The sequence below is a fragment of the Stenotrophomonas sp. 89682_Sma genome (assembly GCF_056481405.1).
On the sequence record NZ_CM151147.1, the window covers coordinates 2,387,517 to 2,404,590 of the forward strand.

13 protein-coding genes are annotated in these 17,074 nt (G+C 65.2%); 9 read left to right on the top strand and 4 right to left on the bottom strand.

Translation table 11 applies throughout. The features are described 5' to 3' along the window. Positions 1-89: 89 nt before the first annotated feature. Positions 90-1,073, bottom strand: coding sequence for a LacI family DNA-binding transcriptional regulator (locus tag ACZK29_RS11080; protein WP_478447059.1), 984 nt, complete (start codon positions 1,071-1,073; stop codon positions 90-92). A 156-nt stretch (positions 1,074-1,229) separates the two neighbouring features. Here ACZK29_RS11080 and ptsP point away from each other — a divergent pair, with 156 nt between their 5' ends. From ptsP to ACZK29_RS11100, 4 genes are all read left to right on the top strand, one after another. Next, entirely contained in the window at positions 1,230-3,740 is a 2,511-nt protein-coding gene (ptsP, locus tag ACZK29_RS11085; RefSeq protein WP_478447060.1) for a phosphoenolpyruvate--protein phosphotransferase, read from the top strand. Beyond that, positions 3,737-4,693: a 1-phosphofructokinase family hexose kinase gene (locus ACZK29_RS11090; protein WP_478445979.1), complete on the top strand. Its 957-nt coding sequence runs from the start codon at positions 3,737-3,739 to the stop codon at positions 4,691-4,693. Before ptsP ends, ACZK29_RS11090 begins: the two co-directional genes overlap by 4 nt. A gap of 87 nt (positions 4,694-4,780) precedes the next feature. Further along, complete coding sequence (locus ACZK29_RS11095; protein WP_478445980.1) at positions 4,781-6,484, top strand: PTS fructose transporter subunit IIC; 1,704 nt, start codon at positions 4,781-4,783, stop codon at positions 6,482-6,484. A gap of 81 nt (positions 6,485-6,565) precedes the next feature. Next, a complete protein-coding gene (locus tag ACZK29_RS11100) occupies positions 6,566-7,819 on the top strand; it encodes a carbohydrate porin (protein ID WP_478445981.1) in 1,254 nt (417 codons plus the stop codon). Between the two features lie 42 nt (positions 7,820-7,861). On the opposite strand, the gene ACZK29_RS11105 is transcribed toward ACZK29_RS11100, so the two are convergent. Continuing rightward, positions 7,862-8,791 carry an aromatic alcohol reductase gene (locus ACZK29_RS11105; RefSeq protein WP_286073597.1) on the bottom strand — a complete coding sequence of 310 codons (930 nt, stop codon included), beginning with the start codon at positions 8,789-8,791 and terminating at the stop codon, positions 7,862-7,864. Between the two features lie 95 nt (positions 8,792-8,886). On the opposite strand from ACZK29_RS11105, the gene ACZK29_RS11110 reads away from it, so the two are divergent. Further along, complete coding sequence (locus ACZK29_RS11110) at positions 8,887-9,300, top strand: winged helix-turn-helix transcriptional regulator (protein ID WP_286073598.1); 414 nt, start codon at positions 8,887-8,889, stop codon at positions 9,298-9,300. A 49-nt stretch (positions 9,301-9,349) separates the two neighbouring features. Then, a complete protein-coding gene (locus tag ACZK29_RS11115) occupies positions 9,350-9,949 on the top strand; it encodes a fasciclin domain-containing protein (protein WP_478445982.1) in 600 nt (199 codons plus the stop codon). A gap of 74 nt (positions 9,950-10,023) precedes the next feature. Here ACZK29_RS11115 and ACZK29_RS11120 read toward each other — a convergent pair whose 3' ends face one another. Next, positions 10,024-11,223, bottom strand: coding sequence for a serine hydrolase domain-containing protein (locus ACZK29_RS11120; protein ID WP_478445983.1), 1,200 nt, complete (start codon positions 11,221-11,223; stop codon positions 10,024-10,026). A gap of 147 nt (positions 11,224-11,370) precedes the next feature. Here ACZK29_RS11120 and ACZK29_RS11125 point away from each other — a divergent pair, with 147 nt between their 5' ends. The 3 genes from ACZK29_RS11125 (at position 11,371) to ACZK29_RS11135 (ending at position 15,883) form a co-directional block, all read left to right on the top strand. Next, entirely contained in the window at positions 11,371-11,496 is a 126-nt protein-coding gene (locus tag ACZK29_RS11125; RefSeq protein WP_459041776.1) for a hypothetical protein, read from the top strand. A 145-nt stretch (positions 11,497-11,641) separates the two neighbouring features. Continuing rightward, positions 11,642-14,308, top strand: coding sequence for a TonB-dependent receptor (locus ACZK29_RS11130; RefSeq protein ID WP_478445984.1), 2,667 nt, complete (start codon positions 11,642-11,644; stop codon positions 14,306-14,308). Between the two features lie 114 nt (positions 14,309-14,422). Next, complete coding sequence (locus ACZK29_RS11135) at positions 14,423-15,883, top strand: MFS transporter (protein ID WP_478445985.1); 1,461 nt, start codon at positions 14,423-14,425, stop codon at positions 15,881-15,883. A gap of 62 nt (positions 15,884-15,945) precedes the next feature. Here ACZK29_RS11135 and ACZK29_RS11140 read toward each other — a convergent pair whose 3' ends face one another. Beyond that, entirely contained in the window at positions 15,946-16,992 is a 1,047-nt protein-coding gene (locus ACZK29_RS11140; protein WP_478445986.1) for a LacI family DNA-binding transcriptional regulator, read from the bottom strand. Positions 16,993-17,074: the final 82 nt, after the last annotated feature.

Genomic DNA, 17,074 nt, shown 5'->3' on the forward strand with positions numbered 1-17,074 from the left:
CTGCGTGTACAGATGGCTTGTAACAGACAACGGTTGGCCCGCCAACACCCGAACGTCGCTCTCAGGGTTCGCCGCGATCGGGCGTCGAGCTATCGCGCAGCCGTCGACCCTCTGGCCACGCACCGGCCCGTCATCACCAGTCGGCGCACCGGCAGCTCCGGCGTGCGCAGGCGTTCAAGCAACAGCGACATCGCGGCCCGCCCCATCTCCTCGACCGGCTGCTCGATCACAGTGATGCCCGGCTCGACCAGCTCGGTCCAGCGTTCGTTGTCGAAGCCGGCCAGTGCCAACGCGTCTGGAATCGCCAGCCCTGCGCTACGGGCGGCTTTCAATGCGCCCATCAACAGCAGGCTGTTGCTGGTGACCAGGGCCTCGGGGCGTGATGGCGTGGCGAGCCATTGCTCGACCGTCGCGATGGCGGCTTCGGCCGTGGGTTCAACCTCGCGGTAGTCCGGTTCCAACCCATGCGTGCGCATCGCAGCGAGATAGCCGTCGCGACGCTCGGCCGCCGTGGTACTGGTGCTGCCGAACAATCCGCCGATACGGCGATAGCCGCGCTCGACCAGATGCTCGACCAGGCCCGCCATCGCTGCCGGGTTGTCGAGTACCACGCTGTCGATCGAACCGCCGGGCGCGGCGCGGTCCACCAGCACCGTCGGATAGTCCAGCGTGAGCCGTTCGAGCCGGCCCACCGTGGTCCGGGTCGGCGCGAAGATCAGGCCACTGATGCGCTCTTCGTGCATCAGCTGCAGATACAGTGCCTCCCGCTCCGGTTCCTCGTCGGTGTTGCAGAGGGTCACGCGCAATCCTTCGCGATAGGCCACCTCCTCCACCGCGCGGATCAGCGCCGTGAAGAAGGGATTGCGGATGTCCGCGACGATCAGACCGATGATGCCAGTGTGCCGGGAGCGCAACCGCCTGGCCTGCAGGTTGGGTCGATAGCCGGTCTGGCGGATCGCCAGCTCGACCCTGCCGCGCACGTCCTCGCTGACCGGACCGCCGCCGAGCACCCGTGACACCGTGGATTTGGATACCCCCGCCACGCGTGCGACGTCGTTGATGCTGATGCTCATTGGAAACGTTCCCGGAAACGTGCGCTGTTCATGGCCGGATGGCCGTTCAGGACAATGCTAACGCCAAAGGACTATTGGCTTTTTGTGCAGTGCACATTGAAATGCGGAGTGGGAACGTTCCCAATAAGCTTCAGCCACCCCTTCCCGGAGCCCGCCTTGTCGCCCCTGCCCCCTCCCTCCCCCGTCAGCCGGGAACTGATCCGCCTGGACGCGCGGGCACAGGACAAGACCGATGCCATTGCCCAGGTGGCCCAGATGCTGGTCGCCGCAGGCTGCGTGGCGCCGGGCTACGAGGCCAGCATGGGGCGCCGCGAAGCGCTGGCGAACACGTTCCTCGGCCATGGCGTGGCCATCCCGCATGGGCTCGGCGAGGACCGCCACCTGGTGCGCCACGACGGCATTGCGGTGCTGCAGCTGCCGGAAGGCGTGGAATGGAACCCGGGCCAGGTCACCCGCCTGGTGGTTGGCATTGCCGCCCAGTCCGATACCCACATCACCCTGCTGCGCAGGCTGACCCGTCTGATCCAGGACGAGCCGGCGCTGCAGCGGTTGTTCACCACCGCCGATGCGGGCGAGATCGTCAATGCGCTGGCCAGTGATGCGACCGTCACTGTCGCCCACCTACCGGTGACGGACCTGGCCGAGCGCTTCGAATGGTCCATCGCTTACCCCAGCGGGCTGCACGCGCGCCCGGCCACGCGCTGGGCCGAAACGGCGCGGGGCTTCACGGCCCGTGCCCAGGTACGCGCGGGCGATCAGGCAGCCGATGCCAAGAGTCTGGTAGCACTGCTGCAGCTTGGGCTTCGCGAAGGCGATGCCGTGAGTGTTTCTGCCGAAGGCGCCGATGCCCCCGCACTGCTGGCCGCACTGCGTAAGGTCATGGACGGGCTGGTGGCGCAGGAAAAGGCCGATGCGGAGCGTGCAGCACAGCGAAAGGTGGCGCCGGTCGCGGGCTGGAATCCGCCCGAAGCGCAGGCGGCAATCGCCGGCATCGGCGCCAGCCCCGGGCTGGCCATCGGCCCGGTCCATGTACTGGCCAGCGCGCAGGCCGACGTTGCCGATCGCCCTGCCCCGCTCGGCGAGGGCGGCGCACGCCTGCAGGATGCACTCGGCCGCACTCGCCAGCAGCTGGCCGCGCTGCAGGATGATACCCAGCGCCGCCTTGGCGCCTCGGATGCAGCAATCTTCAAGGCGCAGGCTGCGCTGCTTGACGACACCGACCTGATTACCCGCACCTGCCAGCTGATGGTTGAAGGCCACGGCGTTGCGTGGTCCTGGCACCAGGCCATCGAGCAGATCGCCTCCGGGCTGGCGGCGCTGGGCAACCCGGTGCTGGCCGGGCGCGCTGCAGACCTGCGCGATGTGGGCCGGCGCGTGCTGGCGCAGCTTGACCCTTCTGCGGCCGGCGGCGGCCTGGCTGATCTGCCGGCGCAGCCGTGCATCCTGCTTGCCGCCGACCTGTCGCCCTCGGATACCGCCAACCTCGACACCAACCGCGTGCTCGGCCTCGCCACCGCACTGGGCGGCCCCACTTCACACACTGCAATCCTCTCGCGCACGCTCGGCCTGCCGGCGCTGGTTGCCGGTGGTGCCGAACTACTGGCGATCCAGGCCGGCCGCGAGGCGATCATCGACGGCAGCAGCGGGCGGCTCTACCTGTCGCCCTCCGAGGCGGATCTTGCTTCGGCACGCGCCTGGATCGCCGAGCAGCAGCAGATCCGCGCGCGCGAAGCTGCACAGCGTGCGCAGCCGGCGCAGACCACCGATGGCCATCGCATCGACATCGGCGCCAACGTGAACCTGCCGGAGCAGGTGCCATTGGCGCTGGAACAGGGCGCGGAAGCTGTCGGCCTGATGCGCACCGAATTCCTGTTCCTCGAACGCGGCAGCACGCCCTGCGAGGACGAGCAGTACGCGACCTACATGGCGATGGCCAAAGCGCTGGACGGCCGTCCGCTGATCGTGCGCGCGCTCGATATCGGTGGCGACAAGCAGGTCGCCCACCTGGAGCTGCCGCGCGAGGAAAACCCGTTCCTCGGCGTACGCGGCGCGCGCCTGCTGCTGCGCCGTCCGGATCTTCTGGAACCGCAGCTGCGTGCGCTGTATCGCGCAGCCAGGGACGGTGCACGGCTGTCCATCATGTTCCCGATGATCACCTCGGTGCCTGAGCTGGTCGCTCTGCGCGCCATCTGCGAGCGCCTGCGCGCCGAATTGGACGCACCCGGCGTGCCGATCGGCATCATGATCGAAGTCCCGGCCGCCGCAGCGCAGAGTGATGCGCTGGCGCGCCACGCCGACTTCTTCTCGATCGGTACCAACGACCTGACCCAGTACGTGCTGGCCATCGACCGCCAGAACCCGGAGCTGGCCGCGGAAGCCGACAGCCTGCATCCGGCCGTGCTGCGCGCGATCCGCGCCACGGTGGAAGGTGCACGCACGCAGGGGCGCTGGGTGGGTGTCTGCGGCGGCCTGGCTGGCGATCCGTTCGGTGCGATGCTGCTGGCAGGGCTGGGCGTAGACGAACTGTCGATGACCCCGAACGACATCCCGTCGGTGAAAGCACGCCTGCGCGGCACTGCACTGGCCGATCTGCAGAGGCTGGCCAACGCCGCGCTGGACTGCGAAACCGCCGAGCAGGTGCGCGCCCTCGATGGAGCAGGTGCATGAATGCCCGCGCCGTCACCGTCACGTTGAACCCGGCAATCGACCAGACCGTGCGGCTGGCCAGCCTGCGGCCGGGCCATGTGCACCGCGCGCGCAGCAGCCGCGACGATGCGGGTGGCAAGGGCATCAATGTGGCCGCCTGCCTGGCCGACTGGGGCGTGCCGACCACGGCACTGGGCGTGCTCGGTGGCAGCAACGACGGTGTGTTCGGCACGTTGTTCTCGGCGCGCGGCATCGTGGATGGCTGCCTGCGTATTCCGGGCAGCACCCGCACCAACATCAAGCTGGTTGACGAGGAAGACGGCGAAACCACCGACATCAACCTGCCGGGCCTGGCACTCGACGGTGCCGATCTGGACGCCGTGTCGCGCCGGCTCGGTGCCTTGCTGCTGCCTGGCCTGCCGGTGGTGCTGTCCGGCAGCCTGCCGTCCGGACTGCCGGCTGATGCATGGGCGCGGCTGCAGGCGCAGGCCGGCGCCGCCGGGGCGCGCGTGCTGCTGGACACCAGTGGCGATGCGCTTGCCGCTGCCTTAAGTGGCACCGCGGGTGCACTGCCCTACGCGGTCAAGCCCAACCGCCAGGAGCTGGAGGCCTGGACCGGCACGCAGCTGCTGGATCGCAGCGCTCTGCGCGTCGCTGGCCAGGCCCTGGTCGAACGCGGGGTCGCTTTGGTAGCGATCTCGATGGGCACCGACGGCGCGCTGTTCATTGATCGCAGCGGCGCGCTGGTCGCACGACCGCCGCGACTGGCCCAGGGCAGCACGGTCGGTGCGGGCGACGCCATGGTCGCCGGCATCGCTGCCGCGATGCTGGATCCCTCCATCGATCTGGCCGGTTGCGCACGGCTGGCGACCGCGTTCTCGATGAGCCGGCTGCGAAGCGGTGACGCACGACGGCTGGACCCGGCGCAGGTACGCGCATGGGCCGGCGATGTACTGATCGAGCGGTTGGATTGACCCCTCCTGCCGGAGGCACGGCGGCTGGCTTCATGCCAACCGCAGCGCCCTCGGCAAGGACGAACCCGAAGAATTCCAGGAGTTCCCATGCACGCTTCCACCGTAGTCATCGCCGCTGGCGAGCGCAGCATCGAGGCGGTTCTTGCCGCCGAAGCGCTGCGCCGCGCCGCCCGCCAGCGCGGGCTCGAGCTGATGATCGAGATCCGCAGCGACCAGGGCGTGACCGGCGCACTGCCTGCATCGAACGCCGCCGCCGCGACGCACCTGCTGCTGGTGGGTGATGGTGAGGCGGACATCGCGCGCTTCGCCAATGCCGAGATCGCGCATGCCAGCCTGGGCGAGGTACTGGACGACCCGGTTGCGGCGCTCGCACCGCTCGCGGCCGCACTGTCGAGCGACGCCGGCACGAATGCGGGCAAGCGCATCGTTGCCGTTACCTCCTGCCCCACCGGCATCGCTCACACCTTCATGGCGGCGGAGGGGCTGCAACAGGCCGCCAAGGCGCTGGGCCATGCAATCCGGGTCGAAACCCAGGGCTCGGTCGGCGCGCAGGACGCGTTGAGCGACGAGGAAATCGCGGCCGCTGACCTCGTCCTGATCGCCGCAGACCGCGAAGTCGATCTGTCGCGCTTCGCTGGCAAGCGTCTTTTCAAGAGCGGTACCAAGCCGGCGATCAATGACGGCCAGAACCTGATCCGCAAGGCACTGGCCGAGGCCGGCGTGCAGGCAGGTACGGCAACATCAGGGCGCACGACCGAAAAGACCAAGGCCACCGGGCCCTACAAGCACCTGATGACCGGCGTGTCGTTCATGCTGCCGTTCGTCACTGCTGGCGGCCTGCTGATCGCACTGGCATTCGCGCTCGGCGGCATCTATGCCTTCGACGATGCCCACAAGGGCACGCTGGCCTGGTCGCTGTTCCAGATCGGCGCCAAGTCCGGCTTCATGTTGATGGTGCCGGCCCTGGCCGGTTACATCGCCTACTCCATCGCCGACCGCCCCGGCATTGCGCCCGGCATGATCGGCGGACTGGTAGCAGTGAACATGGATGCTGGCTTCATCGGCGGCATCCTGGCTGGCTTCATTGCCGGTTATGGCGTGCACTGGATCAACCGTGCGCTGCGCCTGCCGCGCAGCCTTGAAGGCCTCAAGCCGGTGCTGATCCTGCCGGTGCTGGGCACGCTGCTGGTCGGCCTGTTGATGATGTACGTGATCGGTACGCCCGTGGCCGGACTGCTGGCGTGGCTGACTGACTGGCTGCGCGGCATGCAGGGCAGCAGCGCGATCCTGCTTGGCCTGCTGCTGGGAGGAATGATGGCGGTGGACATGGGCGGGCCGGTCAACAAGGCGTCCTACGCCTTCTCTACCGCATTGATTTCCAGCCAGGTCTACACGCCGATGGCGGCGACGATGATCGGCGGCATGACGCCGCCGCTGGGTATCGCACTGGCCACATGGCTGTTCAGCAACCGCTTCACCGCCGAGGAGCGTGGCACGGCCGGTGCCGCCGGCGTGCTTGGCCTCAGTTTCGTGACCGAAGGCGCGATCCCCTACGCCGCGCGCGATCCGCTGCGCACCATTCCAGCGCTGATCCTTGGTTCCGCGGTGGCGGGTGCGATCTCGATGGCCGCAGGCGTCGAACTGAAGGTGCCGCACGGCGGTGTCTTCGTGCTGCCGATCCCGAATGCGGTCACCCACCTTGGCATCTACCTGCTGGCGTTGTTGGCCGGCGTGGCCGTCACTGCGGTCGCGCTGCGCATCCTCAAGAAGCCGGTCACCACGCCAGCCTGACCCTTGCCCCTCACGGTCCTTCCGCAGTCCCTGTGCATGCAGGGATCCAGCGACCTACGCCCTACACACGGAGCTCCGCCCATGACCTGCTCTTTCCACCGCCTGTTGCCGGCAGCGATCCTGCTGGCCCTGCCGTCGCTGGCCGCAGCCACCGACGCGAGCGACGTCCTCACCCCCAAGCTGTCGTACACCGGCGAAGCGGCCGCCACGCTCGACGGCGGCAAGCGCAGCGGCACGGCCTATGCCGGCCAGCTGATGTTCGGCGCCGACGTGAATCTGGACGCCGCGTTCGGCTGGCGGGGCGCGACGATCAAGGCCTACGGCATCAACCGCCACGGCACCAACCTCGCCAACAGCAGCACGGGCAACAGCACCTCGGTGCAGGAGATCTACGGTGGCCAGGGAACGCGCCTGGCCAACCTGACGCTCGAGCAGAAACTGCTCAACGACCGGCTGGTGCTGGAAGCAGGGCGAAGCGTCGCCAACATCCATCATCTCGGTTCGGAGTTGTGCCAGTACTTCCAGGGCAACTCGGCCTGCGGCAACCCGACCTACGTATTCCGTACCAGCAGCTTCACCTGGTGGCCGGTATCGAGCTGGATGGCTGATGCCACGGCATGGGTGACGCCGGATGTCTACGTACGAGTGGGCGCGTACCAGGTCGACCCGAGCCAGGCCGAAGATGGCCAGCACGGCCTGAAATGGAGCACGAACCAGGCCACCGGCTGGATCGTGCCCTACACGATCGGCTGGCGCAGCCCCGCGTCGGCGCGCTTGAAGGCCCGCTACGAACTGGGTGGCTGGCAGGACAACTCGACCTACCGCGACCCGCTGCGCGATGCCAACGGTATGCCGGCGCTGCTCAGTGGCCAGGAGTACGCGACACGTCATGGTCGCTCCGGTGCGTTCGCCCGCTTCGAGCAGCAGCTCACCAGCGATGGAAGCGGCCGCGGCCTGACCCTTTTCGGCGCCGTGCTCAAGGGTACCTCCGGCCAGTTGATAGAGGATCACTTCCTGCAGGTCGGGCTGGTGCAGAAAGGTGCGTTCGCCAGCCGGCCGCAGGACAGCATCGCCTTCGTCGTGACCCAACAGAAGTACAGCAGCATCGCGCTGGAGAACCTGCGCCTTGCCCGTGCCGCAGCGGGCGGCAGCGGCACCCCGCACGGGAGCCAGGTGATGATGGAGCTGAGCTATGGCATCCAGGTCACTCCGCAGCTTCGGGTCGCGCCGAACCTGCACTACATCGTGCATCCGGACCAGTTCAACGAACCCGCACGCCAGCATGATCTGCCGAATGCGCTGATCGCCGGCCTGCGGGTCGATTGGAGTCTGTAGGAGAATCCGTTTTCGTCCACGCGATTGCCGCTCAACGGCTCATCAAGTCTCGAAGTGGGCTTTCAGCCAGTCGTCGACACCCTCGAGTTTCACGCCAATGCTGGCATTGAACGTCCCGTCCAGGCTCCAGGAGACGCCCCTGCCCTGGGCGAAGGCAGCACGGTACTTCCTGATCATGTTTGATGGGTCACTGGCAAGCTCCTCCATCAGCTGGGGAACGCTCCACACGATCAGCTTGAAAGGAACACCGAACTTTTCCTCAAGGATGGCGGGCAGCTGCTCATAACGGACCGTGTCTCCCGCAAGATAGACGATCTCGTTTCGAAGGGGGGGCGAGTGGAAGACGATCTGTGCAGTCATTGCACCGATGTCCTCCGGTGTGGTCAGCGTAACCGCATTGGAGGCTGTGCCAAGTGCATTGACCTTTCTGCCGGGAAGATCGATGACGCCAAACTCCGGCTCGAAGAGGTAGCTGGTGAACATGCCGGTGGAAATGACCACCCAGTCCATTTCGGCCTGTGAGCGGAGATAGTCGCGTACATCCAGCTGGGCGTCGAAAAGATCCTGTGGCCCGCCGCGTCCGATGGCGTCAAAGTCGACCCCGAATTGCCAAGGGAAGTACCTGGTAATGCCCGACTTCGCGGCGGCGCGCGCTACCTTCATGGGAGTGTCGCGGCCAGCGGCGTAACCGGTGCAGCCGATGACCGTGTCATAACCGGAAAATAGATCAGCCAGCTCATCGACCGTGGCAGTGACCAGGTCGCCAGGAACAAGGGCCACTCCCAGCGAGCGGATCTGGTCAATGACCGTACGCTTGTCCGGTAGTGTGGATTCAATCGACGCAGGCCTCAGCATCACGCTGATGGTTGCGTCATGCACAACCGCGAGCTGGGCCAGGTTGCGGATGACGGGCATTCCGAGTTCGCCGGCACCCAGGACCAGGATTGAGCGGGAAACAATCGGGGGAGACATTGAAACCACCATCAGTGTGTACGATGGCGGCGATTCTGCGCCCCTCCCTAGTTGCCACGTAAGAAGGCACACCGATGATACCGACCGCACCGTTCATGAGCACCGATGAGCTTCTGCGACATTCACAATCGATATGCGACGGCATGAGTGCGGACGACGACGGTCTGCGCCGCGAGGTGCTCGCGCATGCCGGCAGCCGCTGGTCGCTGGGCATCATTCACGCCCTGGGGGTCTACGGAACACTGCGTCACGCCGATGTGGCGCGGCGGATGAAGGGAGTCACGCAGCGTATGCTGACGCGTACCCTGCGTCAGCTTGAAAGGGACGGACTGATCCATAGGCAGGATTTCCGTGAGGTTCCGCCGCGCGTGGAGTACACCATCACTCCGCTGGGCAGGGAGCTGCTGGTTCTTATGATCCCGATGTGGACCTGGGTAGTGGGACACGCCGAGGAATTCCGCCGCTGCCGGGAGAATTTCGACGCGCACCAAGGCCCTCCCCCTGACTGACCAGGCCTGCATCCGGTGCATCCAGGCGCTCCCGCCAGCCGTATGGAGGATGCCCGCGCTGTGCGGGCATCCTACCGAGGAACGCACCGTGAACGCTCTTCAGCGCATCGCCGCCGCAGTCAGCTTCGCCGTACTCGTCTCAGCCGCTTCCGCCAGCTTCGCCGCAGATACCGTGATGGTTGGCGGGGCCGAGATGTACCCGACCAGGACCATCGTTGAAAACGCTGTGAACTCCAGGGATCACACCACTCTGGTGGCAGCGGTCAAGGCCGCGGGCCTGGTCGACACGCTCAATGGCGCCGGTCCCTTTACCGTCTTCGCACCCACCAATGCCGCCTTCAACAAGCTTCCAGCAGGCACGGTCGATGCACTGGTCAAGCCTGAAAACAAGGCACAGCTCACCCGGATCCTCACCTACCACGTGGTCCCAGGACGCTTCAGTTCCGCCCAGCTCCTGGCCGATGCCAGGAAGCACGGTGGAAAAGCCACGCTGAAGACTGTGCAAGGCGAGCCGCTTACCGTGGCACTTCATGACGGCATGTTGTGGGTGATCGACGCCAAGGGCGGCAAAGCAGGTATCAGCATCGCCGACGTCAACCAATCCAACGGCGTCATCCACGTTGTTGATGCTGTGCTGATGCCGAAGTAGTGGCACGCCCTGCCACTCCGGCCAGCAGCATGACGTAGCGGACGAGGACCCGGGCACAGGCCCGGCTCCTCCCTTCACTGAAGCGCCTGGGCCAGTTTGAGTACATCCGCCGGGAACGTCGCGTAGTCATCCAATGGCGCGCGATGGGTGTCGCGTCGGTGGATGAGGCGCACGGCAACCACCCGCCATTGCGGAACGATGACCAGGTGCTGGCCAAGGTAGCCATTGGCGGCGTAGGCAACGGTTGGGCCGCGTTGGATGTCGAACATGTCGGAGAGCTTGAGTCCACGACCGGTGATCTCGCTGCCATAGTGCTGCGGCCAGTCCGCCCCAAGTCGCTCGGCCATGTACGCAATCAATGTACTCTTGCTGTCGAATGCCCTGCCCGCGGTTGCCAGCAATGCCTGCTGGACCGGGGCGCTGACTTCATGCTGCGCCAGGAAGCCGGCCATCTGGCCTTTCAGCTCATAACGCTCCCATGCTGGAATGCGCCACCACAGGAGACCAACATCCGGCGAGCGGGCACTTGCTCCAGTCAGCAGCGCCACAGACCGTTCGCTCAGCACGCGCGTACCCGCCGGGGTGACGCCGCCATCAAGCAGCATCTGTCCGATGGTCGCCAGATCGCGGGCGCTCAGCGACAATCCGGCCATGCCCAAGGGCGTGCCCGCACCGTCCTTCAACCACGTATATCGGGCAATGCCCAGCGGTTTGAACAGGCGCGCCTCAAGGTAGGCATCCATCGGTTCCCCTGCCAGGCGCTCGACAATACCGGGCAGCAGATTGGTAGCCTTGTTGTTGTAGGAGAACGTGGTGCCTGGATCGCTGCTCAGCTCTGCCGCCAGCGCAAGCTTGACCAGGTCCGGCGCAGCTTCCAGCTCTTCCCCCGCGTTGGCCACGTTCTGCAGGCCAGAGGTATGGTCCAGCAGCATGCGTACCGTGATGTCCCTTTTCCGCCCCTGCTTCCACTCCGCGAAGATGTTGCTTACCGGCTCGTCGATCGAGGCCAGTTTTCCCTCGTCCAGCAGAAGCACGATGGCCAGCGCCACCACAGACTTGGTGGCCGACATGAGGTGAATCGGCTCCTCGCCCGTTCCTGGTTGTGGCTCCAGCAGTGTTTTTCCATCCTTCCAGACAAGTACCGCGTCGGAATGCGCGGCACGGGCATTGTGTTCGATTGTCGCGACGGCGTCGGCCTTGGTGGTCGTGGTGGCCAGTACAGGGACGGCCAGCATCAAGGCCGCGAAGCTGGACAGCCATCGTGCAGTTTTCATGGGCATCTCCTACGGTGAATGCCTGTTTACATTGACTACAGGTGTAGTCACTACCGAGTGCCTGAAGTCATGCCCGACCACATGGCAGCATGATCACGGCGCCACCCGCATGGCCCCCGCAGCCCGCCAGGGGAACACGCGAAGTCGATGGCCCTTGCCGCCGGCCTGCGTTCTGATCGCTCCAATCCGGCGGGGCAGCCGTACGTCGAGCGCAACACCGCCCGATTTCGTTTCGCACTGCAGCAAATGCGGCGTGCCAAACAGCACTTCTGATCGCTCAACTGTCTGATTTCCCGAGCTTCTGGTCATCCATCGTTCATTCTGATTGACAGCGTTGTCAGGTCGCACTTACAAGAGCCCACGTCCGGCGCACGGCGCGGGAACGTCCAGACATCATCTATGGGGAGAGAGGGACCCTATGACCGGCCATTTCAGGAAGAGCACACTCGCACAGGCAGTCCTTGCCACCATCGTCACCGCCACTGCGGCGCTGCCGGTCGCGGCGCAATCAGCCAAGGAAAGCAGTTCCACCGCCACCAGCGAGGCACGGGAGGCCTCGACGTTGGACGCCGTCATCGTCACTGTCGAACGCCGGGAACAGGACCTGCAGAAATATGCAGGTACCGCCCAGGCAATTTCCGCGGACGATACGCGTGCGCTGGGCATCAACAATGAGCTGCGCAACATCCAAGCCCTGGTGCCAGGCATGAGCATGGCCAACCAGGAAGGCAACCTGGAGATCTTCATCCGCGGCGTGGGCTCTTCGAACAACACCGAGCTGGGTGATCCGGGCGCCGCGCCCCACATCAACGGTGCCTACATTGCACGACCGCGCGGTCTGGGCGGCATGTTCTACGATGTCGAGCGGGTGGAAATCAACAAGGGCCCGCAGGGCACGCTGCGCGGCCGCAATGCGCTGGCCGGCACGCTGAACATCATCACCAAGCGCCCCAACCTGGAAGCGTTCGGCGGGTACGTTCAGGCCGAGGCCGGCAATCGTGACCATCGCGGTGGCGAATTCGCCCTGAATCTTCCGATCAGCGGTGGCGCGGCCTTCCGGGTGGCGGGCTACAAGGTGGAGAAAGACTCTCCGTTCAAGAATGCTGGGCGCGCGCAGGACCTGGAACCGGCTGGCGTGCAGGACGACCGGGGCGCACGCCTCTCGTTCCTCTACCAGCCAGATGACAAGCTGTCGATCTTCGCCATGGCCGACATCGGCAAGGAAGGCGGTACGGGCTATCCAGGCGCCAACGTCTACACCGCCGCCAAGGCCGGCTACCTGCCGGACGATGTCGACCTGCGAAAGATCATCTACCGCGGCGCGCAGGGCAAGCTGGACAGCACCAACTGGGGGGCGCAGACCAGCATTTCCTATGACTTCGGCAAGGTGGCGGTGGAGTACAACGGCAGCTACCGCAACGTGGACTACCGCCAGACCAATGCGCAGAGCGAAGGCATCCTCTGGCCGGGCCGCAACATCGATCCGGTATCACCCAGCAACCCGGGCGGCATCGACTACGACAACTACTCCACGCAGTATTGGCTGACCGAGTCGGAGTCGCAGGTACATGAGCTGCGGTTCACGTCCGACCAGGACGAACGGCTGCGCTGGACCACCGGCCTGTTCCACTTCAATGAGGACCAGCGGGTGGGCTACCTTTCGCTGGTGGACAAAGGGCGCTGGTATTCGGGCACTGAATTCACCATGCCCAAGGTCAATGGCAAGTCATCCGCCGTTTTCGCCGACGGCACGTTCGACGTCAACGATCGCCTGCGCCTGAAGGGCGGCCTGCGCTACTCCGAGGAGAAGAAGTCGCGTTACGGCATTGGCGGCAACTGGTCGCTGGGCCTGCCTGGCCAGGGCGGGGACTTTGCCACGCGCCTCGGCACGCCCGGCTTCGAGCCGGCTTTCATGAGCCGTCCGAACTTTGACGTCAGCAACATCACCTCGCAGGCGGAGATGGCCCGCTTCCTGCTGCAGGGTGTGCTGCGACATGGTCGCAACGACACCTTGCTGCAGCAGATCGGCGCGGTGCCCGATGGCGGCCCATTCGGTTGCGTGGATCGCCCCGACATCGGTGGCGATACCGTCGATTGCCCGTACCAGAGCTGGGCCCAGGTCAGCGCGATTCCGGCCCAGCAGTTCGGCAAGAGCAAGTTCAGCTTTACCGACTGGCGCGCGGGTTTCGAGTACGACGTGAGCGATGACAGCCTGCTGTACGGCCTGGTGTCGACCGGCCACAAGGCGGGGGGCTTCAACGACACGTTTGATCCGAAGGAGATTCCGGAGACCTTCAAGCCCGAATCGATCATTGCCTACGAAATCGGCAGCAAGAACTCCTTCCAGATGCTGGGTCGCACCTCGACCTTCAACTTCAGCGGGTTCTATTACGACTACAGCGACCAGGTGTTCCAGGACCTGGCGGTGATCGCCACCAACCCGACCACCGGTGAAGCCACCGGCTATGCCCTGGTCAACCGCAACGTGGGCAAGTCCGCGGTGTACGGCCTGGAGGCGGAAAGCACCTTGCGCTTTCCGCACAATTTCATGGTCAACATCAACGCGCTCTGGATGGACAGCGAGATCAAGCGTGGCACCGTCGCCGATGTCCGCAGCCAGAACTACGACGCCGGTGGTGCCACCTCGCTGATCGACCTGTCCGGCAACGAACTGCCGCTGGCGTCGAAGCTTACCTTCAACGTAAGGCTGCAGCATACGACCGAGCTGCGCTTTGGCACCTTCGACTGGCAGTTGCTGGCCTCGTACCGCTCGGCCTTCTACCTCACCCAGTACAACAACCGGGACGTGGAGTTCATCCGACAGGATCCAGCCAGTGGTGAGCTGGTCCATGACCGTACCGAAAGCGCCGCTGCGGCCGGCTTCCCTGACCGCCAGAAGGGCGAGACCACCTTGAACGCGGGCATCGGCTTCACCTCACTGAGCGGCAACTGGCGCGTGGAGGCCTGGGGCAACAATCTGTTGGGCAACGACGTCTCGCAGAAGGCCCTGGTGGGTTCCGGCATCAACGTCCGCTTCCTGAACGACCCGCGCAGCTACGGCCTGCGCCTGCGTTACCAGTTCTGAGCAACGCAGCCTTGAAGGAGGGCCGGTTTCGCCGGCCCTCCGCGCGCAATCACCACGTCCTGCCCTGTGCGGCAACGCACGGGGCGTCGTCCTGCCCGTGATGACACGAGAATCATGAAACACACAACCCGCTGGTCGCAGTTCGGTGTACTCATCACCGTCTTTTTCTTCTGGGGTTTCGTCGCTGCAAGCAACGGCATCCTCATTCCGGTGTTCAAGAAAGCGTTCCATCTCAGCCAGGCCCAGAGCATGTACGTGGCGATGGCTTTCTACGTTGCCTACACCGCCGGTTCGCTGATCTACATCGCCATCTCCCGTGCCATCGGCAACGACCTGCTGCATCGGGTGGGCTATTGCAACGGCATCTGCCTTGGCCTGCTGGTGTCGGCGCTCGGTGCCCTGCTCTTCTATCCGGCGGCGAATACCGGCTCGTTTGCACTGATGCTGTCCGGCCTGTTCATCGTGGGGCTGGGCTTCTCGCTCCAGCAGATCGCAGCCAATACGCTGGCGGTGATCATGGGTGATCCGGCCACCGGATCGCAGCGCCTGACCATGGCCGGCGGTGTCAACAATCTGGGCGCAACGGTAGGCCCACTGCTGGTGAGCATTGCCATCTTTGGCAGCGTGTCAGCGGGCAACACAGAGGCGAGCATCGAGAGCGTAAAGATCCCATACCTGGTGCTGGGCGCCGCCTTCGTACTGGTCGCCGTGCTGCTGCGGTTCTCGAGCGTGCCCAATCATGTCGAGCTGCGCGCCACGGTCCCCGCAGCTGCGACCGGGACGAATCACCAGGCAGATCGCGGATCTGCGCTCTCCTACCCGCAATTGGCGATGGGCATGATCGCGATCTTCCTCTACGTCGGCGTGGAGGTGTCGACCATCGACAATCTTCCAGCCTACCTTGAGCAACCCTTGAGCAAGGGGGGGCTGGGCCTGGAAACTTCGGTGATCGCCCCGTTCGTCTCGCTGTACTGGGCCAGCCTGATGATCGGCCGCTGGGGTGGTGCCGCCGGAGCGTTCGACGTGCGCGCAGGCGCGCAGAAGCTGCTGATGCTGGTGTTGCCGTTCATTGCATTTGCCATCTACCTCGCCGTCAACGCGATCTCTGGCCACAACTCCGCACAGTTCCTCCACTACGCGCCGGTGATCGTCCTGATGATCATCGCGACCCTGGCCAGCAAGGGCAATCCATCGCGCATGCTGCTGTACTTTGCCGTGTGTGGCATTGCGGCGCAGCTGGTCGGCATGTTCACCACCGGAATGACCAGTGTGATTGCCTTCATCAGTGTCGGGCTGTTCTGCAGCACGATGTGGCCCTGCATTTTCACCCTGGCCATCACGGGCCTGGGCCGCCACACCAACCAGGCAAGCAGCCTGCTGATCATGATGATCATGGGCGGCGGCATCGTCAGTTGGGCGCAGGGGGCACTGGCCGACAAGGTCGGCGTGCACTACAGCTTCATCATTGGCGTACTGTGTTTCTGCTATCTGGCGTTCTACGCGTGGGCGGCCGGCCGTACGCTGCGTCGCCAGGGCGTAGACCTGGAGCGATTGGCCACCGAAGGCGGCCACTGAGCCGCACCCCTGCTCTGCCAGCATGGCGTGCCGGCTGCGCCGGCGCGCCATCGGACCTGCGCTCAATCGTGACGGGCCGGCCCCGTGGATCGCCGGACCTTCAGGGCGTAAGCAATATCGACCACGCCACCGCTGCCGAGCTCGCGCACTTCCTTGATCAGCTCCATGGCCGCGCGCCGGCCCATCTCGCGGGTGGGCTGGCAGACCGTGGTCAATGCCGGATAGATCTGGCGGGCGATCGGCGTGTCATCGAAACCGCAGACCGAGATATCGGCTGGCACCGACAGGCCGTGTTCAAACACCGCACAGATGACGCCTGCCGCCATATCGTCGTTGGCGGCGAAGATGGCGGTCGGTCGATCAGGCCGAGCAAGCAGCGCGTTGGCGCCGATGTAGCCGGATTCGTATGAGAACTCGCCTTCCAGGACCAGGCTGGGGTCGTAGCGCAGGCCTGCCCTGCGCAGGCCTTCGCGATAGCCTGCCAGGCGCCACATGCTTGCGCCATGCGCAGCGTGTCCCTTGATATGGGCGATACGGGTATGGCCCAGCGAAGCCAGGTGTGCGATCAGCGCTACCACCGCGCCGATTTCATCCACGACGACGCCCACGTTCCGGTTCTGTTCCTTCGCCGAAATGCTGGAATACGGGATGCCGAGGTCGACCAAGCGTTCCAGCAGGGCGGTGTCGTCTGTCAGCGGCGGCGTCAGCACCACCCCGTCGAGCTGCGACTGCATGATCAATGACTCGACCTTTTCCACGATATCGGCCGCGTCGTAGATCAGCGGAGCGAGCATCAGGTTGTAATGCTGTTCCATGCACGCGTCCAGCACCCCCATCTCGATCTCCATCAGATAGTTCGAGGAGGGGTTATCGAAGAGCATCGCAATGAGGTAGGAACGCCGGCCAGCAAGGACCCGTGCCGAGGGCAAGGGGCGGTAGCGCAGTTTTTCCACCGCCGCGTCCACCCGGGCCCGGGTGCTCTTGGAGACGTTCGGCTCGTTGTTGAGCACCCGCGAGACGGTCTTCATCGAGACACCGGCCTTTGCCGCGACGTCCTCGATCCGCACGCGTCCCGGCCTGCCTGCGAGCACCTGCTCAGCTCCCGGCATCCCCCGCCCTCTGCCCGTCATAGCCTCACCATCTTTGCCTGAATCCTGCACCACGGGATGTGGATGCAGACGCAACTTTATC

What these genes read in the sequence shown, in the direction of transcription:
- ACZK29_RS11110 (WP_286073598.1), top strand. Translation starts at nt 8,887, where the DNA reads ATGAGCACCGATGAGCTTCTGCGACATTCACAATCGATATGCGACGGC.
- ACZK29_RS11130 (WP_478445984.1), top strand. Translation starts at nt 11,642, where the DNA reads ATGACCGGCCATTTCAGGAAGAGCACACTCGCACAGGCAGTCCTTGCC.
- ACZK29_RS11105 (WP_286073597.1), bottom strand. Translation starts at nt 8,791, where the DNA reads ATGTCTCCCCCGATTGTTTCCCGCTCAATCCTGGTCCTGGGTGCCGGC.
- ACZK29_RS11125 (WP_459041776.1), top strand. Translation starts at nt 11,371, where the DNA reads ATGGCCCTTGCCGCCGGCCTGCGTTCTGATCGCTCCAATCCGGCGGGG.
- ACZK29_RS11080 (WP_478447059.1), bottom strand. Translation starts at nt 1,073, where the DNA reads ATGAGCATCAGCATCAACGACGTCGCACGCGTGGCGGGGGTATCCAAA.
- ACZK29_RS11090 (WP_478445979.1), top strand. Translation starts at nt 3,737, where the DNA reads ATGAATGCCCGCGCCGTCACCGTCACGTTGAACCCGGCAATCGACCAG.
- ACZK29_RS11120 (WP_478445983.1), bottom strand. Translation starts at nt 11,223, where the DNA reads ATGAAAACTGCACGATGGCTGTCCAGCTTCGCGGCCTTGATGCTGGCC.
- ACZK29_RS11135 (WP_478445985.1), top strand. Translation starts at nt 14,423, where the DNA reads ATGAAACACACAACCCGCTGGTCGCAGTTCGGTGTACTCATCACCGTC.
- ACZK29_RS11140 (WP_478445986.1), bottom strand. Translation starts at nt 16,992, where the DNA reads ATGCCGGGAGCTGAGCAGGTGCTCGCAGGCAGGCCGGGACGCGTGCGG.
- ACZK29_RS11100 (WP_478445981.1), top strand. Translation starts at nt 6,566, where the DNA reads ATGACCTGCTCTTTCCACCGCCTGTTGCCGGCAGCGATCCTGCTGGCC.
- ACZK29_RS11115 (WP_478445982.1), top strand. Translation starts at nt 9,350, where the DNA reads ATGCCCGCGCTGTGCGGGCATCCTACCGAGGAACGCACCGTGAACGCT.
- ACZK29_RS11095 (WP_478445980.1), top strand. Translation starts at nt 4,781, where the DNA reads ATGCACGCTTCCACCGTAGTCATCGCCGCTGGCGAGCGCAGCATCGAG.